Source organism: Rhizobium sp. ARZ01 (genome assembly GCF_014851675.1).
In the GTDB taxonomy this organism is placed as follows: Bacteria; Pseudomonadota; Alphaproteobacteria; order Rhizobiales; family Rhizobiaceae; genus Mycoplana.
In genome coordinates, this window is sequence record NZ_JACVAE010000001.1 from 1,095,947 (window position 1) to 1,122,441 (window position 26,495).

The 26,495-nt window shown below is 60.8% G+C and carries 26 protein-coding genes and 3 tRNA genes; 25 read left to right on the plus strand and 4 right to left on the minus strand.

Annotated features, from left to right (window positions below):
* Nucleotides 1-27: 27 nt before the first annotated feature.
* A complete protein-coding gene (locus tag IB238_RS05195) occupies nt 28-870 on the minus strand; it encodes a universal stress protein (protein WP_192244167.1) in 843 nt (280 codons plus the stop codon).
* Between the two features lie 185 nt (nt 871-1,055).
* Entirely contained in the window at nt 1,056-1,811 is a 756-nt protein-coding gene (locus IB238_RS05200) for a competence/damage-inducible protein A (protein WP_192244169.1), read from the minus strand.
* 163 nt (nt 1,812-1,974) lie between these two features.
* Here IB238_RS05200 and wrbA point away from each other — a divergent pair, with 163 nt between their 5' ends.
* Nucleotides 1,975-2,574, plus strand: coding sequence for an NAD(P)H:quinone oxidoreductase type IV (wrbA, locus tag IB238_RS05205; protein ID WP_192244171.1), 600 nt, complete (start codon nt 1,975-1,977; stop codon nt 2,572-2,574).
* 97 nt (nt 2,575-2,671) lie between these two features.
* On the opposite strand, the gene IB238_RS05210 is transcribed toward wrbA, so the two are convergent.
* Together IB238_RS05210 and IB238_RS05215 are read right to left on the minus strand one after the other, a co-directional pair.
* Nucleotides 2,672-3,865 (minus strand): amidohydrolase family protein, encoded by a 1,194-nt coding sequence (locus IB238_RS05210; RefSeq protein WP_192244173.1) that lies wholly within the window; start codon nt 3,863-3,865, stop codon nt 2,672-2,674.
* 648 nt (nt 3,866-4,513) lie between these two features.
* Nucleotides 4,514-4,589, minus strand: a tRNA-Val gene (locus IB238_RS05215).
* A gap of 493 nt (nt 4,590-5,082) precedes the next feature.
* On the opposite strand from IB238_RS05215, the gene IB238_RS05220 reads away from it, so the two are divergent.
* The 24 genes from IB238_RS05220 to IB238_RS05335 all read left to right on the plus strand — a co-directional run bounded on the left by IB238_RS05220 (nt 5,083) and on the right by IB238_RS05335 (nt 26,444).
* Nucleotides 5,083-5,159 (plus strand) — tRNA-Asp (locus IB238_RS05220).
* A gap of 52 nt (nt 5,160-5,211) precedes the next feature.
* Nucleotides 5,212-5,288 (plus strand) — tRNA-Asp (locus tag IB238_RS05225).
* Nucleotides 5,289-5,769: 481 nt separating this feature from the next.
* On the plus strand, nt 5,770-6,135 hold the full coding sequence (locus IB238_RS05230) for an NADH-quinone oxidoreductase subunit A (RefSeq protein WP_192244175.1): 366 nt from the start codon (nt 5,770-5,772) through the stop codon (nt 6,133-6,135).
* Nucleotides 6,126-6,704 (plus strand): NADH-quinone oxidoreductase subunit B, encoded by a 579-nt coding sequence (locus IB238_RS05235; protein ID WP_192244176.1) that lies wholly within the window; start codon nt 6,126-6,128, stop codon nt 6,702-6,704. Before IB238_RS05230 ends, IB238_RS05235 begins: the two co-directional genes overlap by 10 nt.
* 18 nt (nt 6,705-6,722) lie before the next feature.
* Nucleotides 6,723-7,328 carry an NADH-quinone oxidoreductase subunit C gene (locus IB238_RS05240; RefSeq protein ID WP_192244178.1) on the plus strand — a complete coding sequence of 202 codons (606 nt, stop codon included), beginning with the start codon at nt 6,723-6,725 and terminating at the stop codon, nt 7,326-7,328.
* A gap of 48 nt (nt 7,329-7,376) precedes the next feature.
* Complete coding sequence (locus tag IB238_RS05245) at nt 7,377-8,567, plus strand: NADH-quinone oxidoreductase subunit D (RefSeq protein WP_192244180.1); 1,191 nt, start codon at nt 7,377-7,379, stop codon at nt 8,565-8,567.
* Nucleotides 8,567-8,839 carry a hypothetical protein gene (locus IB238_RS05250; RefSeq protein ID WP_192244182.1) on the plus strand — a complete coding sequence of 91 codons (273 nt, stop codon included), beginning with the start codon at nt 8,567-8,569 and terminating at the stop codon, nt 8,837-8,839. Before IB238_RS05245 ends, IB238_RS05250 begins: the two co-directional genes overlap by 1 nt.
* Before the next feature lie 15 nt (nt 8,840-8,854).
* Complete coding sequence (gene nuoE, locus IB238_RS05255) at nt 8,855-9,814, plus strand: NADH-quinone oxidoreductase subunit NuoE (protein WP_192244184.1); 960 nt, start codon at nt 8,855-8,857, stop codon at nt 9,812-9,814.
* A 10-nt stretch (nt 9,815-9,824) separates the two neighbouring features.
* A complete protein-coding gene (nuoF, locus tag IB238_RS05260; protein ID WP_192244186.1) occupies nt 9,825-11,129 on the plus strand; it encodes an NADH-quinone oxidoreductase subunit NuoF in 1,305 nt (434 codons plus the stop codon).
* Between the two features lie 4 nt (nt 11,130-11,133).
* The gene (locus tag IB238_RS05265) at nt 11,134-11,742 is read left to right on the plus strand and encodes an NADH:ubiquinone oxidoreductase (protein ID WP_246723479.1); all 609 of its coding nucleotides are present in this window, start codon (nt 11,134-11,136) and stop codon (nt 11,740-11,742) included.
* Nucleotides 11,743-11,864: 122 nt separating this feature from the next.
* A complete protein-coding gene (gene nuoG, locus IB238_RS05270) occupies nt 11,865-13,943 on the plus strand; it encodes an NADH-quinone oxidoreductase subunit NuoG (protein ID WP_192244188.1) in 2,079 nt (692 codons plus the stop codon).
* Between the two features lie 19 nt (nt 13,944-13,962).
* Entirely contained in the window at nt 13,963-15,009 is a 1,047-nt protein-coding gene (gene nuoH, locus IB238_RS05275) for an NADH-quinone oxidoreductase subunit NuoH (RefSeq protein WP_192244190.1), read from the plus strand.
* 37 nt (nt 15,010-15,046) lie between these two features.
* Nucleotides 15,047-15,538, plus strand: a complete 492-nt coding sequence (nuoI, locus tag IB238_RS05280; protein ID WP_108004652.1) for an NADH-quinone oxidoreductase subunit NuoI — start codon at nt 15,047-15,049, stop codon at nt 15,536-15,538.
* Between the two features lie 139 nt (nt 15,539-15,677).
* Nucleotides 15,678-16,292, plus strand: a complete 615-nt coding sequence (locus IB238_RS05285; RefSeq protein WP_192244191.1) for an NADH-quinone oxidoreductase subunit J — start codon at nt 15,678-15,680, stop codon at nt 16,290-16,292.
* A 28-nt stretch (nt 16,293-16,320) separates the two neighbouring features.
* Nucleotides 16,321-16,629, plus strand: a complete 309-nt coding sequence (nuoK, locus tag IB238_RS05290; RefSeq protein ID WP_192244193.1) for an NADH-quinone oxidoreductase subunit NuoK — start codon at nt 16,321-16,323, stop codon at nt 16,627-16,629.
* Nucleotides 16,630-16,636: 7 nt separating this feature from the next.
* A complete protein-coding gene (nuoL, locus tag IB238_RS05295) occupies nt 16,637-18,634 on the plus strand; it encodes an NADH-quinone oxidoreductase subunit L (protein WP_192244195.1) in 1,998 nt (665 codons plus the stop codon).
* On the plus strand, nt 18,634-20,145 hold the full coding sequence (locus IB238_RS05300) for an NADH-quinone oxidoreductase subunit M (RefSeq protein ID WP_192244197.1): 1,512 nt from the start codon (nt 18,634-18,636) through the stop codon (nt 20,143-20,145). The genes nuoL and IB238_RS05300 overlap by 1 nt, the downstream gene beginning before the upstream one ends.
* A 17-nt stretch (nt 20,146-20,162) precedes the next feature.
* A complete protein-coding gene (gene nuoN, locus IB238_RS05305) occupies nt 20,163-21,605 on the plus strand; it encodes an NADH-quinone oxidoreductase subunit NuoN (RefSeq protein WP_192244199.1) in 1,443 nt (480 codons plus the stop codon).
* A gap of 23 nt (nt 21,606-21,628) precedes the next feature.
* On the plus strand, nt 21,629-22,369 hold the full coding sequence (locus tag IB238_RS05310) for a biotin--[acetyl-CoA-carboxylase] ligase (RefSeq protein ID WP_192247372.1): 741 nt from the start codon (nt 21,629-21,631) through the stop codon (nt 22,367-22,369).
* Between the two features lie 17 nt (nt 22,370-22,386).
* Nucleotides 22,387-24,054: a ribonuclease J gene (locus IB238_RS05315; protein ID WP_192244201.1), complete on the plus strand. Its 1,668-nt coding sequence runs from the start codon at nt 22,387-22,389 to the stop codon at nt 24,052-24,054.
* A 106-nt stretch (nt 24,055-24,160) separates the two neighbouring features.
* Nucleotides 24,161-24,565: a methylmalonyl-CoA epimerase gene (gene mce / locus IB238_RS05320; RefSeq protein WP_192244203.1), complete on the plus strand. Its 405-nt coding sequence runs from the start codon at nt 24,161-24,163 to the stop codon at nt 24,563-24,565.
* Nucleotides 24,566-24,792: 227 nt separating this feature from the next.
* Nucleotides 24,793-25,062, plus strand: a complete 270-nt coding sequence (locus IB238_RS05325; protein ID WP_192244205.1) for a DUF1467 family protein — start codon at nt 24,793-24,795, stop codon at nt 25,060-25,062.
* A gap of 135 nt (nt 25,063-25,197) precedes the next feature.
* Entirely contained in the window at nt 25,198-25,491 is a 294-nt protein-coding gene (locus tag IB238_RS05330) for a hypothetical protein (protein ID WP_192244207.1), read from the plus strand.
* A 206-nt stretch (nt 25,492-25,697) separates the two neighbouring features.
* Nucleotides 25,698-26,444: an ion transporter gene (locus IB238_RS05335; protein ID WP_348648243.1), complete on the plus strand. Its 747-nt coding sequence runs from the start codon at nt 25,698-25,700 to the stop codon at nt 26,442-26,444.
* Nucleotides 26,445-26,495 lie beyond the last annotated feature (51 nt).

The window sequence follows — 26,495 nt, forward strand, 5'->3', positions numbered from 1 at the left end:
GACAGCTGGACTGCACGCAATACAAGCTCAGCGCGACATGATCGCCGGTACGCGCAGGTCCTTCATCATCGCGCTGGTAACGCCGCCGAACAGGCGGTGCCGCAGCCAGGAATGACTGAAGGCACCCATGACCAGCAGGTTCGCGCCCGTCTGGCTGACGCGGCGGTTGATGACGTGCGCAACCGTGTCGCCGCCGGAGCTGACCGAATTGACGGTGACCGTCAAGCCGTGACGCGTGAGCGCAGACGCGATCTCTGCGCCCGAAAAGGCCGCATGCTCAGAAGCGCTGTCATGGGCATCGACCGTGAATATCTCGATCTGCTTTGCCTCCTGCAGCAGCGGCAGCGCGTCGAAGACGGCGCGTGCCGATTCGCGCGTACCATTCCAGGCAACCAGCACGCGTTCGGGGACTTCGGGGCCCGCGACGGCGTCGGAGATCAGGCAAAGCGGCCGACCACTCTCGTAGAGCAGGTCCTCGATGTCGGCGCGAGAAGGGCCGTTGCCTGTCGGGTCCAGTTGCACCGCAACCACCAGGTCGCTTGCCCGCGCGCTGTCGATGACGCCGCTGGCGCTATAGCCGGCGCTGCCGGTGAAGAGCCGCCATTCATGGGGAACGCCGGCGCGTTGGGCGAGTGTGCGGAAGGTCTTCTGGATTGCGCGCGAGACCTCCTGCGCCTGCGCCTGCTGCTCCATGATGGCGTTGGGATCGGGAAACTCCATCGGCGCTGCGATCGTGACCACGATCGGTGTTTCCGCGTGAACGCCAATCAGATGTGCTCCGTGCCGCTCGGCGAGTGCTATCGCGTGCTGCGTGACCTTTTCGGCGTCCTCCGCGGTACTGAGTACGGCGGTGATGGTCTTGTACGACATGGCGGTCTCCGTTGCGATCGGGGGCGATAACACGTTGAATTTCCGCTGATCCTTCCCCCAAATCACATCCAATTCAAGGGGGATGCGGAATCCGGTCGCCATTTGCCATCACAACTTAGCGATGCCGTACGGCGTCCAGACAGTTTCAATCTGCGCCGCCGGCTTTCAACCGGCCTTGATGCCGGTCAAGTTGCCGCCTTTGCCGACGCAATTTCGCCGATCATTGCGAGGATATCCTTTTCCGCCGCTTCAGCCGCTTTTTCCTCTCGGCTGCGAATGACGATCTCGGTCGAGAAGCGCGTTCCGTCGAACCGCGGATAGGAGCCGATCGAGGTTTCGGGATGGGCCTTCTGGATGGCGGTGAGCTGGGTGCCAATATCGCCTTCGCCGAAGGGGGAGGCGACACTGCGTGACAGCACGGGCGCGCCGGTCTGAAGCGTCGGCAGCAGAACGTCCAGCATCGCGATGAACACCTGCGGAACGCCGGCCATCACATGGACGTTGCCGATGCTGAAACCGGGTGCGGTCGAGACGCTGTTGGGGATATGCCGGGCGCCGACGGGCATCCGCGCCATCCGCTGCCGCGCCTCGTTGAACTCCATGCCGCGCCGGGCATACATCGCACCCATCAATTCCATCGCTGCCGCATCGTGCGTACAGGGCATGCCGAACGCCTTGGCAACGGCGTCGGCGGTGATGTCGTCATGGGTCGGCCCGATGCCGCCGGAGGTGAAGACATAGTCGTATCGCCCCCGCAAGGCGTTCAGCGCTTCGACGATCATGTCTTCCTCGTCAGCGACGATGCGGACTTCCTTGAGGTCGATGCCGGCGAGAAAGAGCATGTCTGCCAGATGCCCGATGTTCTTGTCCTTGGTGCGGCCGGACAGCAGCTCGTCGCCGATGGCGAGCATCGCGGCGGTGATGATCTTGGCGGAAGTCATGGGAAGGTTCCTTATGTCATGCGTTCGTTCAACGCAGCGAGGCGATTGTCAATCCTGCGCGAACAGTCTGTTTCGCCTGCGGGCGCTGGTCTTGTACGGCGATGTGCACCATGTTCGCAGCTGCAGCAATCAGCGGAATGTCCGCAACGCAACGAGAGAGAAGATGGCAAAAGTACTGGTTCTTTACTACTCCGCCTACGGGCATATCGAAACCATGGCGAATGCAGTCGCCGAGGGCGTGCGTTCCGCAGGTGCCGAGGCGGTGGTGAAGCGCGTTCCGGAACTGGTTCCGGAAGAGGTCGCCAAGGCCTCGCATTTCAAGCTCGATCAGGCAGCACCGATTGCGACCATCGACGAACTGGAAGAATATGACGCGATCATCGTCGGCGCCGGCACACGCTTCGGCACCGTTGCGTCGCAGATGCGCAATTTCTGGGATCAGACCGGCGGCCTGTGGTTCAACGGCAAGCTCGTGGGTAAAATTGGGTCGATCTTCACCTCGTCTGCGACGCAGCACGGCGGCCAGGAGTCGACCCTCCTGAGCTTCATGCCGACGTTCCTGCACCACGGTATGGTCGTCGCCGGCCTGCCTTACGCCTTCCAGGGCCAGATGGGCGTCGATGAGATCAAGGGCGGCTCGCCCTACGGCGCCTCGACGATCGCCGACGCCGACGGCTCGCGTCAGCCTTCCGCCGTCGAACTCGACGGCGCCCGGTTCCAGGGCGCGCATGTCGCAAAGCTGGCGGCGAAGCTGGTCGGCTGAGGCCATCGCCAAAGCAATCAAAGTAAGGGCGCGGCCATGGACCGCGCCCTTTTCTGTTTGGAGTGGGCCCCGGAGGGCAATTGTCGAATCGCCTGCGTCAGACGAGCCTTCCATTGGAGGCCACGAGCCGGCCGCCCTTGTAGACGTCGCGCGGCTTGGGCACTTCGATCACGGCCTGCGGGACGTGCGGTGCATCGAGCACGACGAAATCGGCCCGAGCGCCAGGGCGGATCCCATAGTCTTCGAGCCCGAGCGCACGTGCTCCTGCTTCGGTCACGACATCGAAAGCAGCGGCGAGCATATCGTCGGTATAAAAGCCCGAGCGATAGGCGATCATCGAGGCTCGGCTGAGCATGTCGCCGTCGCCGAAGGGCCACCACGAATCGCGAATGTTATCGCTGCCGGAGAAAACCGTGACCCCCTCGCTTCTCAGAAGCGCGACCGGCGGGAAGCCATGGTCGCCAGGCGCGTTGGTCATGATCGCGACGCCGGATCGGGCGAGCAGGGCGCCGGTGCGCTTTGCTAGATCCTCAGGCACGTCGCCGAGGCCGTAGGCGTGGCTGATCGCCACTTTGCCGCCCATTGCGAGCGCCTGTGTTCGCGCACAGATCTGCTCGATCTCGAAGATGCCGAGCGTACCCATGTCGTGCAGGTGGATATCGACGTCGACGCCGCGCTTCTCGGCCACGCCGAACACGACGTCGAGGTGTTTTTCGACATCACGGTCAAAACTTGCGGGATCGAGCCCGCCAACCAGATCAGCGCCGAGCCTGATCGCTTCATCGAGCAATTGCGGCGTGCCGGGACTGGAAAGAATGCCGTTTTGCGGGAAGGCCACGAGTTGGATATCGATTCTATCGCGATATTCGTCGCGAACCGAGAGAATCGTCTCCAGCGATTTCAGCCCGACCGAACCGTCTACCATCACGTGGCTGCGCATGTGCGTGGCGCCATTGGCGATACACAGTTCCAGTTGATTGCGCGCCCTGACGTCCATCGGCGCCGCCTTCGCCATGTTGTCTGCCTGAAACGCCACCCGCTCACGCACGTCGAACCCGTTGGTGCAAGGGCGATGTGGCTTCCATTCGTCGCCGTAGAAGCTTGTGTCGAGATGGATATGGCCCTCGACGAGCCCGGGAATCACAAGGCGCCCGCGCAGGTCTTCCGAAGACCCTTCGACTGGCGATCCGGCGCTGTCGATCGCTTCGATCGTGCCGCCGGAAACACGGATATTCACGAGGCGTCCGTCGGCGAGCCTAGCGCTATGGAAGGTCGTTTTGTTCGTCATCATAGTCTCCATGGCGCAGTCATAAAGCTGCTGGCCAAAGGCCAGGGGGAGGGGCAGTCGGCCGATGGGTGTCGCCGACCGCGATGCGCCAGCAAAGTAGAATCTCATTGTGGCTAGCAAACGCTGCCGGCGGAGAAAACCATGCAAATATTGAAGCGCAACTGGTTCGGCTGCACGTTTGCCATGCTCGCCTTCTCAATTGCCGGTTTCGTTTCGCTTTTAGAATATCAAAAAAGCCCCGCACGGTGGCGGGGCAAAGGAGCGTCACGCTTGGCTCGTGGTGACGCGGGGAAGCTGGGAGTAACCAGCTGGCCCATCTACGACTTTGGTCTAAGGCATGGGAAGGTCTGATTCCGCGAATCCGGTACGGTTGCGTGAAAAAAAGACACCCGTCGAAGTGGGGCTCAACTTTCAACGAGATTCGTCTGCAGGTGCGGCCTTGTTATCGGAGCTGCTGGCGGAGATCGAGTTTGCTGCTACTGCGCCAACGGACGGAGCGGTGCGGGGCCGGAGATGTGGAGAGATGTCGACACGCGCCGAATTGTGTCCGTCGCGTCGTTTCCTGTGCCGAATCTTTCTGGCCTTCCGCGAACCCATTTCCGACGCACGATGCCGGAACGCCTCGGAAAGCTAAATCATTTGGGGGAAGGATGGTGGGCGATGACGGACTCGAACCGCCGACATCCTCGGTGTAAACGAGGCGCTCTACCAACTGAGCTAATCGCCCGCCGCGTTGGTGGCCGTGATCTATGCGGAACCGGAGGAAACCGCAAGGGCTGTTGTGATGTTTTCTGAAAATTTTTGTGGGCAGTCGGTGAGGTCGGCCGGAGGAGCACTGGATCGCACTCTTAGGAAGCATCGGGTGTCTTGCGGGCGTGGCGGTCTCATGCGTTGGCGACCCGACAATATATAGACGATATAAGGCGGGACGCTGTGGAAAAGTCTCTGACTCACTCTTTGTGGAGCTGTAGCCGGGCAGCCGGTAGCCGTGATGTGAACTTTGCTGGAGGGCGGGGGTCTCCAACTATGCGGCATTTCAAGCATGGGACAATCTGACGGCTGAGGCGCTGTCGATTGGGGTTTTCAACAATTTGCGTCACGTCATCGTTTTGTTTTCAAACCTGCTTGACACCCAAAAGGGAACCCCTTAGTTAGCCGCTCATCGAACGGCCCCGGCCGCTTCGGGAGGGTGCCTCGGCATCTGGACCATTGAAAGAAGTGCGGGTGTAGCTCAGTCGGTTAGAGTGCCGGCCTGTCACGCCGGAGGTCGCGGGTTCGAGCCCCGTCACTCGCGCCATTTCACTTGTCCGGTCTGCCTAAAGGGGTATCATGGCCGCAAGGCCAAATGCGCGGGTGTAGCTCAGTCGGTTAGAGTGCCGGCCTGTCACGCCGGAGGTCGCGGGTTCGAGCCCCGTCACTCGCGCCACTCATCTTTTTCGGTGTCACTTAAAACTGGTCTCTATGCCCTGCTGCGAGGCGACTGAAGCTGGTTGCCTGTGTGGGATAAGCGAGATGGCGCATATCGCTGCGACCAGGCCCGCGATCAGGATTATGCCAAGGTTCAGTCTTTTTAATTGCATATGAGGATCCGCCGATTCGGTGGCGGTCATTGTGTCGCGCAATACTGACGGTGAACTGAACGCGCCCCCGATCTATCTGCGGCAAACGTGCGTGCCGCCGAATCGTGGCTTTCTGTCGACTGGTCCTGATCTTCGTCAGTTTCCGATTTGTCCCTCACGTGTCGGCACGGCAATTTGTGCGCAATGAATGGGTGAATGCCCGACCAAAGCCTTGCGCGGGGGCGCTCACTGCGCTAACGACGTGCCGTTGCAACATACTTTCTCGGCTTGCAGTCATCAGACCCGGTGGCGCGTCTCCCGCGCCCGACGCAGGCAGGACGGACGACAATGACTGAACTTCTCGGATCCTACATCCCGATCGCCATCTTCATCGGCATAGCGCTTGTGATCGGCATCGCGCTTCTCATCGCGCCCTTTGCTGTCGCCTATAAGGCGCCCGATTCGGAAAAGCTCTCGGCCTATGAGTGCGGCTTCAATGCATTCGACGATGCGCGCATGAAATTCGACATCCGCTTCTACCTGGTGTCGATTCTCTTCATCATCTTCGATCTCGAGGTCGCATTCCTTTTCCCCTGGGCGGTCTCGTTCCACGATCTTGGCTGGTTCGGTTTCTGGTCGATGATGGTTTTCCTCTTGGTGCTCACCATCGGCTTCATCTATGAATGGAAGAAGGGAGCGCTGGAATGGAATTGACCTCCGGCACCACGCTCGTGGCCCCTCGGGCCAAGGGGATCATCGATCCCTCGACCGGCAAGCCGGTCGGCGCTGACGATGCGTTTTTTGGCGAGATCAACAATGAGCTGGCCGACAAGGGTTTTCTGGTCACGTCCACGGACGAACTGATCACTTGGGCCCGCACGGGCTCCCTGATGTGGATGACCTTCGGTCTCGCCTGCTGTGCGGTCGAGATGATGCAGCTCTCGATGCCGCGCTACGACGTCGAGCGCTTCGGGTTCGCCCCGCGCGCTTCGCCACGCCAGTCGGACGTGATGATCGTCGCTGGCACGCTGACCAACAAGATGGCCCCTGCGCTGCGCAAGGTCTACGACCAGATGCCCGAGCCGCGCTACGTGATCTCGATGGGGTCGTGCGCGAACGGCGGTGGTTACTACCACTATTCCTATTCGGTGGTGCGCGGCTGCGACCGCGTCGTGCCGGTCGATATCTATGTGCCGGGCTGTCCTCCCACGGCCGAAGCGCTGCTCTACGGCGTGCTTCTGCTGCAGAAGAAGATCCGCCGCACCGGCACGATCGAGCGCTAAGGGCAGGGGACTGACACAATGAGCGAAGCCCTTCAGGAACTTGCTTCCTATCTCGGCGAGGTGCGCGGAAAGCTGATTTCCGACACCAAGCTTGCCTATGGCGAGCTGACGCTGACGACGACCCGCGAAAATGTCATCGCGCTTCTGACGTTCCTGCGTGACGACGTGCAGTGCGGTTTTGTCAATCTGATTGACGTTTGCGGTGTTGACTGGCCGGCGCGCGAAGAGCGCTTCGATGTGGTCTATCACCTGCTTTCGCCACGGCAGAATTTTCGCGTGCGGGTAAAGGTCGCGACCGGTGAGGACGTGCCCGTTCCCTCGGCTTGCGGCGTCTATCCGGGAGCCGACTGGTTCGAGCGTGAAGCCTACGATATGTACGGCATTCTGTTCACGGGGCATCCGGACCTTCGCCGCATCCTGACGGACTACGGTTTCGAGGGCTATCCGCTGCGCAAGGACTTCCCGACCACGGGGTTCGTCGAAGTGCGTTATGACGACGAAATGAAGCGCGTCGTCTACGAACCCGTGCAGCTTCGGCAGGAATTCCGCAACTTCGACTTCTTGTCGCCATGGGAAGGCACGGACTACGTGCTTCCGGGCGATGAGAAAGCGAAGACGAATTGATTGTGGGGGTGCGCATCGGCTGATGCAGCGCCCATTGGAGCAAGCGGTATGACGGAACACAACGTCCGCAACTTTAACATTAACTTCGGTCCGCAACACCCTGCGGCGCACGGAGTTTTGCGTCTCGTGCTCGAACTGGACGGCGAGGTCGTCGAGCGCGTCGATCCGCATATCGGCCTTCTGCATCGCGGTACCGAGAAGCTGATCGAGACGAAGACCTACCTGCAGGCTGTTCCCTATTTCGACCGCCTCGACTACGTGGCGCCGATGAACCAGGAGCACGCGTTCGCGCTTGCGGTCGAACGGCTGCTGGGCGTGGAAGTTCCGATTCGCGGTCAGTTGATCCGCGTGCTCTATTCGGAGATCGGCCGCATCCTGTCGCATCTTCTCAACGTCACCACGCAGGCCATGGACGTTGGCGCGCTGACGCCGCCGCTCTGGGGCTTCGAGGAGCGCGAGAAGCTGATGGTGTTCTATGAGCGGGCTTGCGGCTCACGAATGCACGCGGCGTATGTCCGTCCGGGCGGCGTGCACCAGGATCTGCCCGACCAATTGATCGAGGACATCGGCAAGTGGATCGACCCGTTCCTGAAGACGGTTGACGACATCGACGAATTGCTCACCGGTAACCGCATCTTCAAGCAGCGCAACGTCGATATCGGCGTGGTCAAGCTTGAGGACTGCTGGGCCTGGGGCTTTTCGGGCGTGATGGTGCGCGGCTCCGGGGCCGCCTGGGATCTGCGCCGCTCGCAGCCGTACGAATGCTACTCGGACCTCGATTTCGACATCCCGATCGGCAAGAACGGCGACTGCTACGACCGGTACGTGATCCGCATGATCGAGATGCGCCAGTCGGCGAGGATCATGCGCCAGTGCGTCGACCGCCTTTTGGGTGATGCCAGGGTCGGCCCGGTCTCCTCGCTCGACGGCAAGATCGTGCCGCCCAAGCGTGGTCAGATGAAGCGGTCGATGGAAGCTCTGATCCATCACTTCAAGCTTTATACCGAAGGCTATCACGTGCCTGAGGGCGAAGTTTACGCGGCAGTCGAAGCGCCGAAGGGCGAGTTCGGTGTCTATCTCGTCGCCGACGGCTCCAACAAACCTTATCGCTGCAAGATCCGTGCTCCGGGTTATGCCCACCTGCAGGCAATGGATTTCATCTGCCGGGGCCATATGCTTGCGGACGTCTCTGCGATCCTGGGTTCCCTCGACATCGTTTTTGGAGAGGTGGACCGCTGATGCGTCGCCTGAGCTTTGTCCTCGCAGCGTTGATTGCCTCGTCCTACACCGTTTGCGCGCAGGACGCGGAGACCGGCAGTGATGTGATTGGCGGGCAGGGCGGGGCGCAAGCGCAAAACGCCACGATGGCGCAGCTTTTGGCCGATGGTTACGAGATCAAGGGCACTGCTCAAGCCAGCAGCCGTTACATTGTGTTCATGCAAAAAGAGAAGTCGGCCTACGCCTGTCAGTTCGTCACGGTGACGACGACGCGCTGCGGGCTGATCAACTGAATAAGGCGCGAAAGAATGTCTGTTCGTCGATTGGCCGATGAGGCCGTCCAGCCCGCAAGCTTCGCCTTCTCCAAGGAGAATGCTGCCTGGGCAAAGGCAACGATCAAGAAATATCCCAAGGGCCGCGAGCAGTCGGCCGTGATCCCGCTTTTGATGCGGGCGCAGGAGCAGGACGGTTGGGTCACGAAGGTTGCGATCGAAGCGATCGCCGACATGCTTGGCATGGCCTATATCCGCGTTCTGGAGGTTGCGACGTTCTATACGCAGTTCCAGCTGAAGCCGGTTGGGACACGCGCCCATGTGCAGGTCTGCGGAACGACGCCATGCATGCTGCGTGGCGCCGAGGACCTGATCAAGGTCTGCAAGCACAAGATCAACCCGGAACCGTTCGAGACCAACGCCGGCGGCACGCTGTCGTGGGAAGAGGTCGAGTGCCAGGGCGCCTGCGTGAACGCACCGATGGTCATGATCTTCAAGGACGCCTATGAGGACCTGACTCCTGCTCGGCTTGAAGAGATCATCAATCAGTTCGAGGCCGGTCGTGGCGCCGAGGTCAAGCCGGGCCCGCAGATCGATCGAATTTTTTCCGCGCCCGAAGGTGGTCCGACCTCGCTGGACGAAGCGCAGCCCGCAGCAAAGAAGCCGACTGCCGCGGCAGCCGCAAAGGCGTTCGAGCCGGGAAAGCCTTCGCTCGAGGACAAGAACCGTCCGGCAGGCATTGACCGGCCGGAAACGCCGGATGACCTGAAGCTGATCTCTGGCGTCGGGCCGAAGATCGAGGGCACCCTGCACGAACTCGGCATCTTCACCTACGCGCAGGTTGCCGGCTGGAAGAAGGCCGAGCGTGAGTGGGTCGACGGATATCTCAATTTCAAGGGCCGCATCGAGCGCGACGACTGGGTCAAACAGGCCAAGGCGCTCGCCAAGGGCGGCGAAGCCGAATACGTCAAGGTCTTCGGCAAGAAGCCGCGGTAAGGGGTGAAAAATGCTTAAGGATCAGGATCGCATCTTCACCAACATCTACGGCCTGAAGGACAAGTCTCTGAAGGGCGCGATGGCGCGTGGCCATTGGGACGGCACCAAGCAGTTACTGGAAAAAGGCCGTGACTGGATCATCAACGAGGTGAAGGCATCGGGCCTGCGCGGTCGTGGCGGTGCAGGCTTCCCGACCGGCCTGAAGTGGTCCTTCATGCCGAAGGAAAGCGACGGACGTCCGCATTACCTGGTCGTCAACGCCGACGAATCCGAACCCGGTACCTGCAAGGACCGCGACATCATGCGCCACGATCCGCACACGCTGATCGAAGGCTGCGTCGTCGCCTCCTTCGCGATGGGTGCGCATACCGCCTTCATCTATGTGCGTGGCGAGTTCATGCGTGAGCGCGAGGCGCTGCAGGCGGCCATCGACGAGTGCTACGACGCCGGTCTGCTCGGCAAGAACAACAAGCTCGGCTACGACATCGATGTATTCGTCCATCACGGCGCCGGTGCCTACATCTGCGGCGAAGAGACCGCGCTCCTTGAAAGCCTTGAGGGCAAGAAGGGCCAGCCGCGCCTGAAGCCGCCGTTCCCGGCCAATATGGGCCTCTACGGTTGCCCGACGACGGTGAACAACGTCGAATCGATCGCTGTCACGCCGACCATTCTGCGCCGTGGCGCCACGTGGTACACGAGCTTCGGCCGGCCGAACAACCACGGCACCAAGCTCTATTCCGTGTCCGGTCATGTCAATCGGCCCTGCACGGTCGAGGACGCGATGTCGATCCCGTTCCACGAACTGATCGAGAAGCACTGCGGTGGCATCCGCGGCGGTTGGGACAACCTGCTGGCCGTTATTCCCGGTGGCTCTTCCGTGCCCTGCGTGCCCGGCGCGCAGATGAAGGACGCCATCATGGATTATGATGGCCTGCGCGAACTCGGTTCGGGCCTTGGCACCGCGGCGGTCATCGTCATGGACAAGTCGACCGACATCGTGAAGGCCATCTGGCGCCTTGCTGTTTTCTACAAGCATGAAAGCTGCGGCCAGTGCACGCCATGCCGTGAAGGCACCGGCTGGATGATGCGGGTGATGGAGCGGATGGTGAAGGGCAACGCGCAGAAGCGCGAAATCGACATGCTCTTCGACGTGTCGAAGCAGATCGAAGGTCACACGATCTGCGCGCTCGGCGATGCGGCCGCCTGGCCGATCCAGGGCCTGATCAAGCATTTCCGTCCGGAAATGGAAAAGCGTATCGACCAGTATACCCACAACGCCATGGCACACGGGGCTGTGCTCGAGGCAGCGGAGTAAGGCGATGAATAAGCCGGCAGGACAGGAAGCGACCGCAACCGAAGTCCTGCCGACGGAAGCCGCCGGCGCGGACCCCTTCGGGTTTTCGCCGTGGCTGAAGGAAATGCCTGCGGCGGCGATTCCGCCGCTGATGGCACACCCGGTCGCGGCGATGGCCGCGGCCACGGCGATCGGGTTCGGATTGACGAGCCACTTTGCCGGAATGGTCCTGGGGGCCATGCAGGGCGCTGCCGAACGGGCGAAGGGATTGCTCGACGAGGCGGAGGCTAAGGCAAGCGCCAGAGCCGAAGCGCCGAAGCCGGAACCGGCGAGGGCAGCTGTCGCGAGCGCGGCTGTTACCCCGGCTGAGGCGGGTACGAAACGCAAGCCGGCAACGGTTCGGAAAGGTTCCGGATCTAATGCCGGGCGGACCGACGACCTGAAGATGATTTCAGGGATCGGTCCAAAGCTGGAACAGGTGCTGAACGGCAAGGGGATTTTCCGCTTTGCCGATATCGCACGTTGGGCCGCTTTGGATGTGGAAAGGATCGAAGCCGAGCTTGGCCTCGACGGGCGGATTGCCCGCGATGGCTGGGTGGAGCAGGCAAAGAAGCTGGCGAAGGCAAAGGGCTGAGGCCCGCCTGAGGCAGTTGCGGAAGGAACTGGCGCGGTCGGGATGGGGAGAACCCGGAACGGCGGCAAAGGATATGGCGCTGGCGGGGCCGAAAGCCTCGCGTGCAAAGCGGGAAGACGGATATGGCAAAACTGAAAGTCGACGGACAAGAGATTGAAGTTCCGGATCATTTCACGCTGTTGCAGGCGTGCGAGGAGGCCGGCGCCGAAGTTCCGCGCTTCTGTTTCCACGAGCGGCTGTCGGTCGCCGGTAACTGCCGCATGTGTCTGGTCGAGGTAAAGGGTGGCCCGCCGAAGCCGGCTGCGTCCTGCGCCATGAGCGTGCGTGACCTGCGCCCCGGCCCGAACGGCGAGCCACCGGAAGTCTTTACCACCACGCCGATGGTCAAGAAGGCCCGCGAAGGCGTGATGGAGTTCCTGCTGATCAACCATCCGCTGGATTGCCCGATCTGCGACCAGGGTGGCGAATGCGACCTGCAGGACCAGGCGATGGCCTTCGGTATTGACAGCTCGCGCTACCAGGAAAATAAGCGCGCGGTCGAGGACAAGTACATCGGCCCGCTCGTCAAGACGATCATGAACCGCTGCATCCACTGCACGCGCTGCGTCCGGTTCACCACGGAAGTCGCCGGCATCAGCGAACTCGGCCTGATCGGCCGTGGCGAAGACGCCGAAATCACCACCTACCTCGAACAGGCCATGACCTCGGAACTGCAGGGCAACGTCGTCGACCTCTGCCCGGTCGGCGCGCTGACATCCAAGCCGTTCGCATTCACCGCCCGTCCGTGGGAACTGAACAAGACCGAGTCGATCGACGTGATGGACGCCGTCGGTTCGGCGATCCGCGTCGATACCCGCGGCCGCGAAGTCATGCGCATCCTGCCGCGCGTCAACGAGGACATCAACGAAGAGTGGATCTCCGACAAGACCCGCTACATCTGGGATGGCCTCAAGACCCAGCGTCTCGACCGCCCCTACGTTCGCAAGGACGGCCGCCTGCAGCCCGCAAGCTGGTCGGAAGCGTTTGACGCGATCAAGTCTGCCGTTTCCGGAAAATCGGGCGAGCGGATCGGCGCGATCGCCGGTGATCTGGCTTCCGTCGAGGAAATGTATGCGCTGCGCGAATTGATGACGGCGCTCGGCTCGAAGAACATCGACTGCCGTCAGGATGGTACCGCACTGCATCCCTCGTTCGGTCGCGCGAGCTACCTCTTCAACCCGACCATCGCCGGTATCGAACAGGCTGATGCGCTGCTCATCGTCGGCGCCAACCCGCGTATCGAGGCTGCGGTGCTGAACGCCCGCATTCGCAAGCGCTGGCGCATGGACAGCTTCCCCATCGCCGTGATCGGTGAACAGGCTGAGCTGCGCTACGGTTACGAGAATCTCGGCGCCGGGCCGGAAACGCTCGCCGAACTGGTGGATGGCTCGAACAAGTTCGCAGCTGTTCTGAAGAAGGCTAAGCATCCGATGATCATCGTCGGCCAGGGTGCGCTGTCGCGGACCGATGGCCTGGCCGTACTTGGTAACGTGGTCAAGCTGGCTGAGTCGGTCGGAGCGGTTTCGGCCGAGTGGAACGGTCTTGCGGTTCTCCACACCGCCGCTTCGCGCGTCGGCGGCCTCGACCTGGGCTTCGTGCCGGGCGAGGGGGGCAAGGCAGCTTCCGAGATACTGACCGAGACGGACGTCCTGTTCCTGCTTGGTGCGGATGAACTGGACTTCGCAAAGAAGACCGCTTTCACCGTCTACATCGGCTCCCACGGTGACAACGCCGCACACGCAGCCGACGTGATCCTGCCGGGCGCGACCTACACCGAGAAGTCGGGCACCTGGGTTAACACCGAAGGCCGCGTGCAGATGGGCAACCGCGCCGGCTTCGCCCCGGGCGAGGCTCGCGAGGACTGGGCGATCCTGCGCGCGCTTTCGGACGTGCTCGGCAAGAAGCTGCCGTTTGATTCGCTCGCGCAACTTCGCGCCAAGCTCTATGCGGCGCACCCGCATTTTGCGGAGATCAACGAGATCTCTCCGGTCAACAGCCCGGATCTTGCGGCACTTGCGAAAAAAGGCGGGAAGATGGCCAAATCCGGGTTTGCGTCTCCGGTCAAAGACTTCTATTTGACGAACCCGATAGCGCGCGCCTCCGCGGTCATGGCCGAGTGCTCGGCACTCGCCCGCAACAACTTCAAAGCCGCGGCGGAATAAGCGCGAGGGAATAGGCATTATGGACGCTTTCATTTCAAGCTATGTGTGGCCTGCGGTCATTATGGTCGCCCAGTCGCTGCTGCTGCTAGTCGCGCTGCTTCTCTTCGTCGCCTATATCCTGCTGGCCGACCGCAAGATCTGGGCGGCCGTGCAGATGCGCCGCGGTCCGAACGTGGTGGGTCCGTGGGGCCTGTTCCAGTCGTTTGCGGACCTGTTGAAGTTCGTCTTCAAGGAGCCGGTGATTCCGGCCTCGGCCAACAAGGCGATCTTCCTGCTGGCGCCGCTCGTTTCCGTGACGCTCGCGCTCGCCACCTGGGCAGTGGTTCCGCTCAATGAGAACTGGGTGATCGCTAACATCAACGTTGGCATCCTCTACATTTTTGCCATCTCCTCGCTCGAGGTCTATGGCATCATCATGGGCGGCTGGGCTTCCAACTCGAAGTATGCGTTCCTGGGTGCGCTGCGCTCCGCCGCACAGATGATTTCCTATGAAGTCTCGATTGGCTTCGTCATCGTCACTGTGCTTCTGTGCGTCGGTTCGCTGAACCTGACCGATATCGTCAATTCGCAGAGCACCGGCGTCGGCACGATGCTCGGCCTGCCGGCCTCGTTCCTCGACTGGCATTGGCTGGCGCTGTTCCCGATGTTCATCGTGTTCTTCATCTCGGCGCTCGCCGAGACGAACCGCCCGCCCTTTGACCTGCCGGAAGCTGAATCCGAACTCGTCGCCGGCTTCATGGTCGAGTACGGCTCCACTCCCTACATGATGTTCATGCTCGGCGAATACGCAGCCATCTGTCTGATGTGCGCGCTGACCACCATCCTGTTCCTCGGCGGCTGGCTGCCTCCCATCGACTTCTGGCTGTTCAACTGGGTTCCGGGCATCGTTTGGTTCGTCCTCAAGGCCTCGCTCGTTTTCTTCATGTTCGCCATGGTGAAGGCATTCGTGCCGCGTTACCGCTACGACCAGCTGATGCGTCTCGGCTGGAAGGTCTTCCTTCCGCTCTCGCTCGCAATGGTCGTCATCGTCGCATTCGTGTTGAAGCTCACCGGCTGGTCCGCGTAATGACCGGCCGTGATTTCAGCAGCATTGGAGCTTAATAATGGCTAGTCTTTCGCAAGCCGTGAACTCGCTGTTCCTCAAGGAGTTTGTCGGCGCGTTCTTCCTGTCCATGCGTTACTTCTTCCGCCCGAAGGCGACGTTGAACTATCCCTTCGAGAAGGGGCCGGTCTCGCCGCGCTTCCGCGGTGAGCATGCGCTGCGCCGCTATCCGAATGGCGAGGAACGCTGCATCGCCTGCAAGCTGTGCGAGGCGATCTGTCCGGCACAGGCGATCACCATCGAAGCCGGTCCGCGCCGCAACGACGGCACACGCCGGACCGTGCGCTACGACATCGACATGGTGAAGTGCATCTATTGCGGCTTCTGCCAGGAAGCATGCCCGGTCGATGCCATCGTCGAGGGACCGAACTTCGAGTTCGCCACGGAGACGCGCGAAGAGCTCTACTACGACAAGCAGAAGCTGCTCGATAACGGCGATCGCTGGGAGCGGGAAATCGCCCGCAACATTGCAATGGATTCTCCCTACCGTTAAGTCGCAGGGCAGGTTCGGCCGCCTTTCGGGGCGACGGACATTCGAATGAGTTACGTGCTTGGTGGCGTAGGGCCGCCAAGCTTCGATGGAAGGGCGGCATAGAGGCCACACTTTCCGGGGAAGACGAAAAGGCACCAACATGGGTCTGCAGGCTCTCTTTTTCTATCTCTTCGCCTTCGTGGCGGTGGCGTCCGCGTTCATGGTGATCGCGGCGAAGAACCCGGTCTATTCCGTGCTCTTCCTCATCGTCACCTTCTTCAATGCGGCGGGGCTCTTCCTGCTGACCGGCGCCGAGTTCCTGGCGATGATCCTGCTTGTGGTCTATGTCGGCGCGGTCGCGGTCCTCTTCCTCTTCGTCGTGATGATGCTGGATGTCGATTTCGCAGCTCTCCGGTCGGGCGTGATCGAACACGCCCCGGTTGGCGCTCTTGTCGGCCTGGTGCTGGCGGTGGAACTGATCATCGTCGTTGGCGGCTCGACACTTTCGCCCGAGATCGCGAGCAACTCGGCGATGCCGATCCCGCCCGTTGCCGAACGGACGAACACGGCTGCGTTGGGTGACGTGCTCTACACGAACTACGTCTATTTCTTCCAGATCGCCGGCCTTGTGCTTCTGGTCGCAATGATCGGCGCGATCGTGCTGACGCTGCGTCAGCGTGAAGGTATCAAGCGCCAGGACGTTTCCAGGCAGGTTGCCCGCTCGCCCGAAACCGCCGTCGAGGTGGTCAAGGTCAAGCCGGGCCAGGGTATTTGAGGCGCGCGGGACTTAAGGAATTCGCATCATGGAAATCGGTATTTCCCACTATCTCACGGTCAGCGCCATCCTGTTCACGCTCGGCGTCTTCGGCATCTTCCTGAACCGGAAGAACGTCATCGTCATCCTGATGTCGATCGAGCTGATCCTGCTCGCCGTCAACATCAACATGGTCGCTTTCTCTGCCTTCCTGAACGACATCGTCGGGCAGGTCTTCGCGCTGTTCATCCTGACGGTTGCAGCTGCAGAAGCGGCCATCGGTCTTGCAATTCTCGTCGTCTTCTACCGCAACCGCGGCTCCATCGCCGTGGAAGACGTCAATGTGATGAAGGGTTGATCGGGTCATGGATACCATCATCAAGGCAATCGTCTTCCTTCCGCTGATCGGCTTCCTGATCGCCGGCCTCGGTGGCAACACGATCGGCGCAAAGGCGTCCGAATTCGTAACCTGCGCCTTCATGGTCATCGCCTGCGCGCTGTCCTGGCTGGTGTTCTTCCAGGTGGCGCTCGGCCACGAAGAGCTGATCAAGGTATCGGTGATGCGCTGGATCCAGTCCGGCAGCTTCGATGTCGAGTGGGCCTTCCGCGTCGATACGCTGACGGCGGTCATGTTCGTCGTCGTCAACACCGTGTCGATGCTCGTGCATGTCTATTCGGTCGGCTATATGCACCATGACCCGCATCGCCCGCGCTTCTTTGGCTATCTGTCGCTGTTCACCTTCGCGATGCTCATGCTCATCACGTCGGACAACCTGCTGCAGATGTTCTTCGGCTGGGAAGGTGTCGGTCTCGCGTCGTACCTGTTGATCGGCTTCTGGTACAAAAAGGCCTCGGCCAATGCAGCCGCGATGAAGGCTTTCATCGTCAACCGCGTCGGCGACTTCGGTTTCGTCCTTGGCATCTGCGCGGTCTTCGTGCTGTTCGGCTCCGCCAATCTCGAGACGATCTTCGCTACCGCGGCGACCTATCTGCCGGCCGAGGGTGCAGCCGATGCGACCAACTCCGTCATCACGCTGTTTGGCATGGAACTCGACAAGGCCAATGCCCTGACGGCTGCCTGCCTGCTGCTCTTTATGGGCGCGATGGGCAAGTCGGCGCAGTTCTTGCTGCACACCTGGCTTCCTGACGCCATGGAAGGCCCGACACCTGTTTCCGCCCTCATCCATGCCGCAACCATGGTTACCGCCGGTGTCTTCCTCGTCGCCCGCATGTCGCCGCTGTTCGAGCTGTCGCCGGATGCGCTGACCGTCGTCACGCTTGTTGGTGCGATCACCGCCTTCTTCGCCGCGACCGTCGGGCTGGTGCAGAACGACATCAAGCGTGTCATCGCCTATTCGACCTGCTCGCAGCTCGGTTACATGTTCGTGGCACTCGGCGTTGGCGCCTATGGCGCGGCGATCTTCCACCTGTTCACGCACGCCTTCTTCAAAGCCCTGCTGTTCCTTGGCGCCGGTTCGGTCATCCACGCCGTCGATGGCGAGCAGGACATGCGCTACATGGGTGGTCTTCGCACGCACATCCCGGCCACCTTCTGGATGATGACGATCGGCACGCTGGCGCTGACCGGCGTCGGCATCCCGGGCACCGTGATCGGTTTTGCCGGCTTCTTCTCGAAGGATGCCATCATTGAATCGACCTTTGCCTCGCACAGCTCGGTTGCAGGCTTCGCCTTCGCGCTGCTCGTAATTGCTGCGTTGTTCACCAGCTTCTATTCCTGGCGCCTGGCGTTCATGACGTTCTTCGGCAAGCCGCGCGCGTCCTCCGACGTCATGCATCACGTGCATGAATCGCCCGCCGTCATGCTGATTCCGCTCTATCTTCTGGCGGTTGGTGCGATTTTCGCGGGCTTCCTCTTCCACGACTACTTCTATGGTCACCACTACGTGGAGTTCTGGCAGGGCGCGCTGTTCACCGGTCCGGAAAACAAGCTCCTCGAGGAATTCCACCACGTTCCGTTGTGGGTGAAGTGGAGCCCGTTCGTGGCGATGGCCGTCGGTTTCTTCACGGCATGGGTCATGTATATCCGCCGGCCGGACCTGCCGCGCTACTTCGCCGAGCAGCATCATGGTCTGTACCAGTTCCTGCTGAACAAGTGGTACTTCGACGAGCTCTACGACTTCCTTTTCGTTCGTCCGGCGCTCTGGCTTGGCCGGCTGCTCTGGAAGGGCGGTGACGGCGCTGTCATCGACGGCCTGGGGCCGAATGGCGTCGCTGCGCGGGTCCTTGACGTCACCAACCGGGTCGTCCGCCTGCAGACCGGTTACCTCTATCACTATGCCTTCGCGATGCTGCTTGGGATTGCGGCACTCGTTACCTGGATGATGCTCGGGAGTTCCCTCTGATGACCGATTGGCCCATTCTTTCCGCGGTCACATTCCTCCCGCTCGTCGGTGTGGCGCTGCTGCTGCTGACGCGTGAGGACAGCCCCTATGGGCGGCGGAACATTCTGAACGTCTCGCTGCTGACAACGGTGTTCACCTTTATCCTGTCGCTCTTCATCTGGGCGGGCTTCGACTATTCGAATCCCGGCTTCCAGATGCTGGAGAAGCATGAGTGGCTCGGCACAGGCATCGCCTACCATCTCGGCGTTGATGGCATCTCCATGCTGTTCGTCATCCTGACGACCCTGCTGATGCCGTTCTGCATCCTGGCGAGCTGGACCTCGATCGAGAAGCGCCTGAAGGAATACATGATCGCCTTCCTGATCCTGGAAGTGTTCATGGTCGGTGTGTTCGTCTCGCTCGATATCGTCCTCTTCTACGTGTTCTTCGAAGCCGGCCTGATCCCGATGTTCATCATCATCGGTGTCTGGGGTGGTAAGGACCGGGTTTACGCGAGCTACAAGTTTTTCCTCTATACGCTGCTCGGCTCGGTGCTGATGCTGCTCGCCATCATGGCGATGTACTGGCAGGCCGGTACGACCAGCATTCCGGAACTGCTCGCCTACAGCTTCCCGCGTGAGATGCAGACCTGGCTGTGGCTGGCCTTCTTCGCCTCGTTTGCGGTGAAGATGCCGATGTGGCCGGTCCACACTTGGTTGCCGGACGCGCACGTCCAGGCGCCGACCGCGGGGTCGGTCATTCTGGCCGGTATCCTCTTGAAGCTCGGTGGCTACGGTTTCCTGCGCTTCTCGCTGCCGATGTTCCCGCTCGCATCCGACTACTTCGCGCCGTTCGTCTTCACGATCTCGGTCGTGGCGATCATTTACACCTCGTTGGTCGCGCTGGTGCAGGAAGACATCAAGAAGCTGATCGCCTACTCGTCGGTCGCGCACATGGGCTACGTCACCATGGGTATCTTCGCGGCGAACGCGCAGGGCGTTCAGGGCGCACTGTTCCAGATGCTGTCGCACGGCATCGTCTCGGGCGCGCTCTTCCTCTGCGTCGGCGTCGTCTATGACCGCCTGCATACGCGAGAGATCAGCGCCTATGGCGGCCTCGTCAACAACATGCCGAAGTACGCGGTCGCGTTCATGATCTTTACCATGGCGAACGTCGGTTTGCCCGGCACCTCCGGCTTCGTCGGTGAAATTATGACGCTGCTCGGCGCCTTCCGCGCCAACACCTGGGTCGCACTGTTCGCCACAACAGGTGTGATCCTCTCTGCGGCCTATGCGCTCTGGCTTTATCGCCGGGTGGTCTTCGGACCGCTGGAGAAGGAAAAGCTGAAGGCGCTGCTCGACCTGTCGGCGCGCGAAAAGGCGATCCTGTATCCGCTGGTCGCACTGACGATCTTCTTCGGCGTGTACCCGATACCGGTATTCGACGTGACGGCGGCGTCTGTTGACGCGCTGCTTAACAACTACACTGCGGCCCTCGAAGCAGCGCAATCCGTTGCGCTCTCGGCGAACTGACGACGGGATCTTTCGAAATGACTGCTGAACTACTCCTTGCCAGCCTTCAGCTCTCGACGCCCGAGGTCATTCTTGCCGCCGGTGCGCTGGTGCTTCTGATGATCGGCGTCTTTTCCGGCGAAAGGTCGGCGACGACGGTCACCGGCCTTGCGGTGGCGGTCCTGATCATTGCCGGCCTCTGGCTGGTAATGCGTGGCCAAGACGGCCAGGCCTATGCGGGGGCCTTCGTTTCGGATCCGTTTGCGCGCTTTATGAAGGTGCTGACGCTGATCGGTTCGATCACCGCCATGGTCATGACGGTCGGGCACGCCCGCTCCGAGCAGATCGACCGTTTCGAGTTCCCGGTGCTGATCGTGCTCGCGACGCTCGGTATGATGCTGATGGTGTCGGCAAACGACCTACTGTCGCTCTACCTGTCGTTGGAACTGCAGTCGCTTGCACTCTATGTGGTTGCTGCGATCAACCGTGACAGCGTTCGCTCGACAGAAGCCGGCCTGAAGTATTTTGTGCTCGGCGCTCTGTCCTCGGGCATGTTGCTCTACGGCATGTCGCTCGTCTATGGCTTCACGGGTCATACCGGCTTCCAGGAAATCGCCGCGGCACTTTCTGCCGAGGGCCGTTCGCTTGGGCTCGTTTTCGGCGTGGTCTTCGTTCTTGCCGGTCTGGCGTTCAAGATCTCGGCCGTGCCGTTCCACATGTGGACGCCGGACGTCTATGAAGGTGCACCGACGCCGGTCACGGCCTTTTTTGCGGCAGCGCCGAAGGTTGCGGCGATGGCCATGCTCGTTCGTATCGTCATCGAGGCCTTCCAGCCGATCGTCGCCGACTGGCAGCAGATCATCGTCTTCATCTCGATCGCTTCGATGCTGCTCGGCTCGTTTGCCGCGATTGGACAGCGCAACATCAAGCGCCTGATGGCCTATTCGTCCATCGGCCACATGGGGTATGCGCTTGTTGGTCTGTCTGCCGGCTCGATGGCCGGTGTGCGCGGCGTGGCGCTCTACATGCTGATCTACATGGTCATGACGCTCGGCACCTTTGCCTGCATTCTGGCAATGCGGCGTCGGGAGGGCGGAAACGTCGAGGCGATCGACGATCTTGCCGGTCTGTCGACGACGAATCCGTTCATGGCCGGTGTGCTGACGATCATGATGTTCTCGCTGGCCGGCATTCCGCCGATGGCAGGCTTCTTCGCCAAGTACTTCGTCTTCATGGCGGCGATCGAAGCGCATCTCTATGCACTGGCAGTCATCGGCGTGCTGTCCTCGGTCGTCGGCGCCTACTACTACCTGCGCATCGTAAAGGTCATGTGGTTTGACGCCGCAACGGACGAATTTGCCCGCACCCCGGGTGAGCTCAAGCTGGTCTTCGGTCTCGCTGGCCTGTTCGTCGTCGCCTATGTGCTGATCGGTGGGCCGATCGGTGACGCGGCCGAAGCCGCCGCGCGGACCTTCTTTTGACCCCGGGGGCGGGAACTGGCCGGCTGACACTGGATGATTTCCGGCACGAAGCCTTGGTCGAAACCAGTTCCACGAACACGGAATGTTTTGAGCGCGCCCGCAAGGGCGCGCTTTCCGGTCTATGGGTGACGGCGGCTAAGCAGACCGGGGGCAGGGGACGACGTGGACGCCCGTGGACCTCGGAAGCCGGCAACCTTTACGCCTCGCTGTTGTTGATCGATCCGGCACCGATGGAGCGACTTGGCTCGCTTCCGCTTGCTGTGGCCATCGCTGTGCAGAGCGCGATTGCTTCCGTGATGCCGATAGGTTCGCCGCCGGTGTTGATCAAATGGCCGAACGACATCCTGATCGAGCGCAAGAAGGTTTGCGGTATTCTGCTGGAGGCTGAAACGCTTCCGGATGGGCGGCAGGCGATCGTGATCGGTTGCGGCATCAACGTTGCCGTGGCACCGGAGGCAGGCCTCTATCCGATTGCGCGGCTCTCGGATTATGGCTGCGCGGTCTCGCCGGCCGACCTTTTCGCCCACCTCTTTCGCGAGGTGGCGGATATCCTGCGCCTGTGGGACAGCGCCAACGGTATCGGCGAGATCATGGCCCGGTGGCGGAAGGTCGCGGGCGGCATCGGTGAAACCATAACGGTTAATTTGCCCACACAATCAATTTCCGGGCGCTTTGTCGGAATTGATGATACAGGTCTGCTCCAATTGCAGACCGATGACGGTGGCGTGCGACTGATCGCCGCCGGCGATGTTTTCTTTGAATAATCGGATTTTTGCACACAATGGCAAATCAAGAAGACCTGGTGTTCCTGCCGCTCGGCGGTGTCGGCGAGATCGGCATGAATCTCGCGCTCTATGGCTATGGGGTACCGGGAAACCGAAAATGGATCATGGTCGATTGCGGCGTGACCTTCCCCGGTCCCGAACTGCCCGGCGTCGATCTCGTATTGCCTGACATCAGCTTCCTTGCCGAAGAGCGCAAGAACCTGAAGGGAATCGTCATCACTCATGCGCACGAGGATCACTACGGCGCCCTGAACGACCTCTGGCCGGGGCTGAACGTCCCTGTCTACGCCTCACCCTTTACCGCCGGCATGCTGGAGGCGAAGCGCGACTACGAGCGCAGCCGAACGGAAATCCCGGTGACGATCTTCAAGCAGGGCGATCGTATCAATCTCGGCCCGTTCGAAATCGAGGCGATCGGGGTGAATCACTCCATCCCCGAGCCAATGTCGCTGGCGATCAAGACGCCACTCGGAACGGTGATCCATACGGGAGACTGGAAGATCGATCTCGAACCTTCGCTTGGGCCGCTGACCGACGAGCATCGCTTCCGCCAATTGGGCGACGAGGGTGTGCTGGCGCTGATCTGCGACAGCACGAATGCGCTGCGGGATGGCGTTTCGCCGTCCGAGCAGGAGGTCTCCGAGAGCCTGACGAAGATCATCGAAAGCGCCGAGGGGCGGGTCGGTATCACGACGTTCTCGTCGAATGTCGGCCGTATTCGTTCGGTGGCAAAGGCGGCGGAGGCTGCGGGCCGTGAGGTGCTGCTGCTTGGTAGTTCGATGAAGCGGGTGACAGCAGTCGCCCGCGACATTGGCCTGATGGAAGGCATCAAGCCATTCATTGACGAGGACGAATTCAGTTACATTCCGCGCGAGAAGATCGTCGTCATTCTCACCGGCAGCCAAGGCGAGCCGCGCGCCGCACTTGCCAAGATTGCGCGTGATGAGATGCGAAACGTCGCATTCACCGCCGGCGATACGATCATTTTTTCCTCGCGCGCCATTCCCGGTAACGAGAAGGCGATCAACGACATCAAGAACGGGCTTGTCGACCAGGGCATCCATGTCGTGACCGACAGCGAGGCGCTGGTGCATGTCTCCGGCCATCCCCGCCGCACGGAGCTGCAGCAGATGTATGCATGGACCCGCCCGCAGATCTTGGTGCCGGTCCATGGCGAGGCGGCGCATCTGGTCGCGCACGCCGAACTCGGCGAACAGTCCGGCATTGCGACTGTGCCGCGCGTGCGCGACGGGCGGATGCTGCGGCTTGCACCGGGTGCGCCCGAGGTGATCGATGAGGTCGAGTTTGGCCGCATCTTCAAGGACGGCAACCTGGTCGGCAGCTACGATGAAATGGGCATCGGTGATCGCCGCAAGCTTTCCTTCGTCGGCCATGTGTCTGTCAACGTCATGCTCGATTCACGCTACAATTTTCTGGGCGATCCGGAAGTGGAACCATACGGCCTGCCGCAGTTCGACGATGAGGGTGAGGACATGGGCGACACGCTCTATGATGCAGTTCTCAGCGCCGTCGAAAGCATTCCGCGGGCACGGCGCAAGGATCTGGAGACTGTCCGCGAGGCGGTACGTCGCGCGGTGCGTGCCATGGCGAACGAGGTCTGGGGCAAGAAGCCGGTCGTCACGGTCTTCGTGACCAAGGTCTAGCGCTGGCCATCTGTTTTTTTTTGGTTAGTTTCCCGTCGTGCGAAAACGGAGCTTCGATATGGAAGCTCCGGGCGGTTCGCCGACATTGGAATGAAGGGAGTGACAAGTGCTCGGACGCGTCAATCACATCGCCATCGCAGTTCCTGATCTTGCAGCGGCAACCGCCTCCTATAGAGACGTGCTTGGCGCGCGCGTGACGGATCCTCAGGCACTGCCCGAACATGGCGTCACCGTCGTCTTTGTCGAACTGCCGAACACAAAGTTGGAACTGCTCGAGCCGCTGGGCGAGGGCTCGCCAATTGCGGCTTTCCTCCAAAAGTCTCCCGGGGGAGGGATGCACCACATCTGCTATGAGGTGAGCGACATTCTCGCCGCTCGCGACCGGCTCGTTGCCGGCGGTGCGCGGGTTCTTGGCGACGGTACCCCGAAGAACGGCGCCCACGGCAAGCCTGTTCTGTTCCTCCATCCAAAGGACTTCTTCGGCACGTTGATCGAGCTCGAAGAGGTGTGACAGCACGCCGCTCGATACGGATTTGAATTGGTGAAGCCGCAGCGGTAAAAGGGTTGCTCAAAGCCGAGACGTCTTCACCGAGGCTCTCGACGGGACCGTCGGGGAGCTATCCAGTATGGCTCGGGGCTCCAACTCCGCGTTGCCATTAGCAGGCTCCGCGCTGCGAAAGTAACTATTGAGGCGCTACCGCTCCGCTGGCTAGCGGCGCCGCCACTGGGAACGTGACCATGCAGATTTTCTCGATCGTCGCCGTCTACTTCGTCATCTGGTGGTTGACGCTGTTTGTCGTCCTGCCCTTTGGCATGCGCACACAGGCGGAGGAAAACGAGGTGGTGCTGGGCACGACGGCAAGCGCACCTGCGCGGTTCCGTGGGCGCAAGGTCGTTCTCATCACGACGATCATCGCTGCTGTGATCTATGCCGCCTGGTGGACCCTGTCGGTCGAATTTGGCTACGGCATTGATGCGATTCCGCAGTTTTACCCGAAATTCGACTGACCATTCCGCATTCAAGAAAGAGCGGGGCTTTTCATTGCGCTTGCTGCGGGTCGCGACCGCGACGGAAAGTAGTGCACAGATAGGAAGTGTCATCTGTCTGTCGCAAATATCGTCTAGGACCGCCATGGATGCAGGATGAAAGCAAAAAAAAACAAGGCTGGAAGCCTTGTTTTTAAAGTATCGCGTGATCTTTATCCGTTGCCGGTGGCAGCGTCTACGCGCGCCAAAGATCTGATCCTCCCAAGACTTGACCGCGAAATTGGCAAGAATTTGCGCTTCCTGCCTGTTTTGTGGCCTGAAACTAGCCCAAAGGTTGGGCGTTGTCATCTGGTTTTTTGCATATTTGACACACTGCGACAAAAAATTCCCGTTGACACGATCGTGATAAGTCCTGTTACTTGCCGGCCTATTTTCGGTGAATCTGTTTGACCGAATAAGTTGAGCGCATTAATTCAGCGGCGCAACCGTGTGGGCATGTCCAGAGGGTGCTTCCGATCGGCGCCACGCCGCAATTTCCCCTTTTGACCAGTTGATTTTGTTTCGACTTTTTTCGCGCTTTCGATTCAAGCGGTACTTATGCAATGCGCAACGGACTTTCAGCACTTCTCGTCTCTCATCGTTGAAAGCAATTTGTCATTGCGGTCATTCTCGTAAATGCGATCACGCTTGGGCTCGAGACATCGGCGTCGATCATGGCAAGCCATGGCACGCTGCTTCACCTCATTGACCATGTGATCCTCGGCTTTTTTGTCGTCGAGATCGGACTGCGACTTTACGCGTTCCGGGCTTCGTTCTTCCGGGATGCCTGGAGTCTCTTCGATTTTTCCATTGTCGCCGTTGCGATACTACCGGCCACCGGTGCGTTCTCAGTTCTCCGGGCATCGCGAATGCTGCGGGTGCTGCGGCTCATTTCCGTCATACCATCACTGCGCAAGGTGGTCGGCGGCTTGATCGTTTCGCTTCCGGGGCTGGCCTCGATCTTCGTCCTTTTGATGCTTGTCTTCTATGTTTTCGCGGTCATGGCCACCAACCTGTACGGCGCGGCATTCCCGGAATGGTTCGGAACCATCGGAGATTCGTACTACACACTCTTCCAGGTCATGACGCTCGAAAGCTGGTCCATGGGCGTCGTTCGCCCGATCATGGAGGTCTATCCTCACTCGTGGGCGTTCTTCGTTCCGTTCATTGCCTGCACGGCGTTTACGGTGTTGAACCTGTTCATAGGTGTGATCGTGTCTGCCATGCAGGAGCAGCATGAACCGGCGGCGGAGGCGGACCGTGCGTCTCTCCATTCCGAGACGAGCCTGCTTCTCGATGAAATTCGTGCTCTCCGCCAGGAAGTCGGGCAACTGCGGCAGGCCCGCGAACATGAGCGAACTTAAGCGAAGGTGAGCAGAGTGTGTCGCCCGGGTTTTCTTCCGCGGGCGATACGT

Bases quoted from the DNA above. Each gene is read 5' to 3' on its own strand.
- IB238_RS05195 (WP_192244167.1), bottom strand. From the start codon at position 870: ATGTCGTACAAGACCATCACCGCCGTACTCAGTACCGCGGAGGACGCC.
- IB238_RS05200 (WP_192244169.1), bottom strand. From the start codon at position 1,811: ATGACTTCCGCCAAGATCATCACCGCCGCGATGCTCGCCATCGGCGAC.
- wrbA (WP_192244171.1), top strand. From the start codon at position 1,975: ATGGCAAAAGTACTGGTTCTTTACTACTCCGCCTACGGGCATATCGAA.
- IB238_RS05210 (WP_192244173.1), bottom strand. From the start codon at position 3,865: ATGATGACGAACAAAACGACCTTCCATAGCGCTAGGCTCGCCGACGGA.
- IB238_RS05230 (WP_192244175.1), top strand. From the start codon at position 5,770: ATGACTGAACTTCTCGGATCCTACATCCCGATCGCCATCTTCATCGGC.
- IB238_RS05235 (WP_192244176.1), top strand. From the start codon at position 6,126: ATGGAATTGACCTCCGGCACCACGCTCGTGGCCCCTCGGGCCAAGGGG.
- IB238_RS05240 (WP_192244178.1), top strand. From the start codon at position 6,723: ATGAGCGAAGCCCTTCAGGAACTTGCTTCCTATCTCGGCGAGGTGCGC.
- IB238_RS05245 (WP_192244180.1), top strand. From the start codon at position 7,377: ATGACGGAACACAACGTCCGCAACTTTAACATTAACTTCGGTCCGCAA.
- IB238_RS05250 (WP_192244182.1), top strand. From the start codon at position 8,567: ATGCGTCGCCTGAGCTTTGTCCTCGCAGCGTTGATTGCCTCGTCCTAC.
- nuoE (WP_192244184.1), top strand. From the start codon at position 8,855: ATGTCTGTTCGTCGATTGGCCGATGAGGCCGTCCAGCCCGCAAGCTTC.
- nuoF (WP_192244186.1), top strand. From the start codon at position 9,825: ATGCTTAAGGATCAGGATCGCATCTTCACCAACATCTACGGCCTGAAG.
- IB238_RS05265 (WP_246723479.1), top strand. From the start codon at position 11,134: ATGAATAAGCCGGCAGGACAGGAAGCGACCGCAACCGAAGTCCTGCCG.
- nuoG (WP_192244188.1), top strand. From the start codon at position 11,865: ATGGCAAAACTGAAAGTCGACGGACAAGAGATTGAAGTTCCGGATCAT.
- nuoH (WP_192244190.1), top strand. From the start codon at position 13,963: ATGGACGCTTTCATTTCAAGCTATGTGTGGCCTGCGGTCATTATGGTC.
- nuoI (WP_108004652.1), top strand. From the start codon at position 15,047: ATGGCTAGTCTTTCGCAAGCCGTGAACTCGCTGTTCCTCAAGGAGTTT.
- IB238_RS05285 (WP_192244191.1), top strand. From the start codon at position 15,678: ATGGGTCTGCAGGCTCTCTTTTTCTATCTCTTCGCCTTCGTGGCGGTG.
- nuoK (WP_192244193.1), top strand. From the start codon at position 16,321: ATGGAAATCGGTATTTCCCACTATCTCACGGTCAGCGCCATCCTGTTC.
- nuoL (WP_192244195.1), top strand. From the start codon at position 16,637: ATGGATACCATCATCAAGGCAATCGTCTTCCTTCCGCTGATCGGCTTC.
- IB238_RS05300 (WP_192244197.1), top strand. From the start codon at position 18,634: ATGACCGATTGGCCCATTCTTTCCGCGGTCACATTCCTCCCGCTCGTC.
- nuoN (WP_192244199.1), top strand. From the start codon at position 20,163: ATGACTGCTGAACTACTCCTTGCCAGCCTTCAGCTCTCGACGCCCGAG.
- IB238_RS05315 (WP_192244201.1), top strand. From the start codon at position 22,387: ATGGCAAATCAAGAAGACCTGGTGTTCCTGCCGCTCGGCGGTGTCGGC.
- IB238_RS05325 (WP_192244205.1), top strand. From the start codon at position 24,793: ATGCAGATTTTCTCGATCGTCGCCGTCTACTTCGTCATCTGGTGGTTG.
- IB238_RS05330 (WP_192244207.1), top strand. From the start codon at position 25,198: ATGAAAGCAAAAAAAAACAAGGCTGGAAGCCTTGTTTTTAAAGTATCG.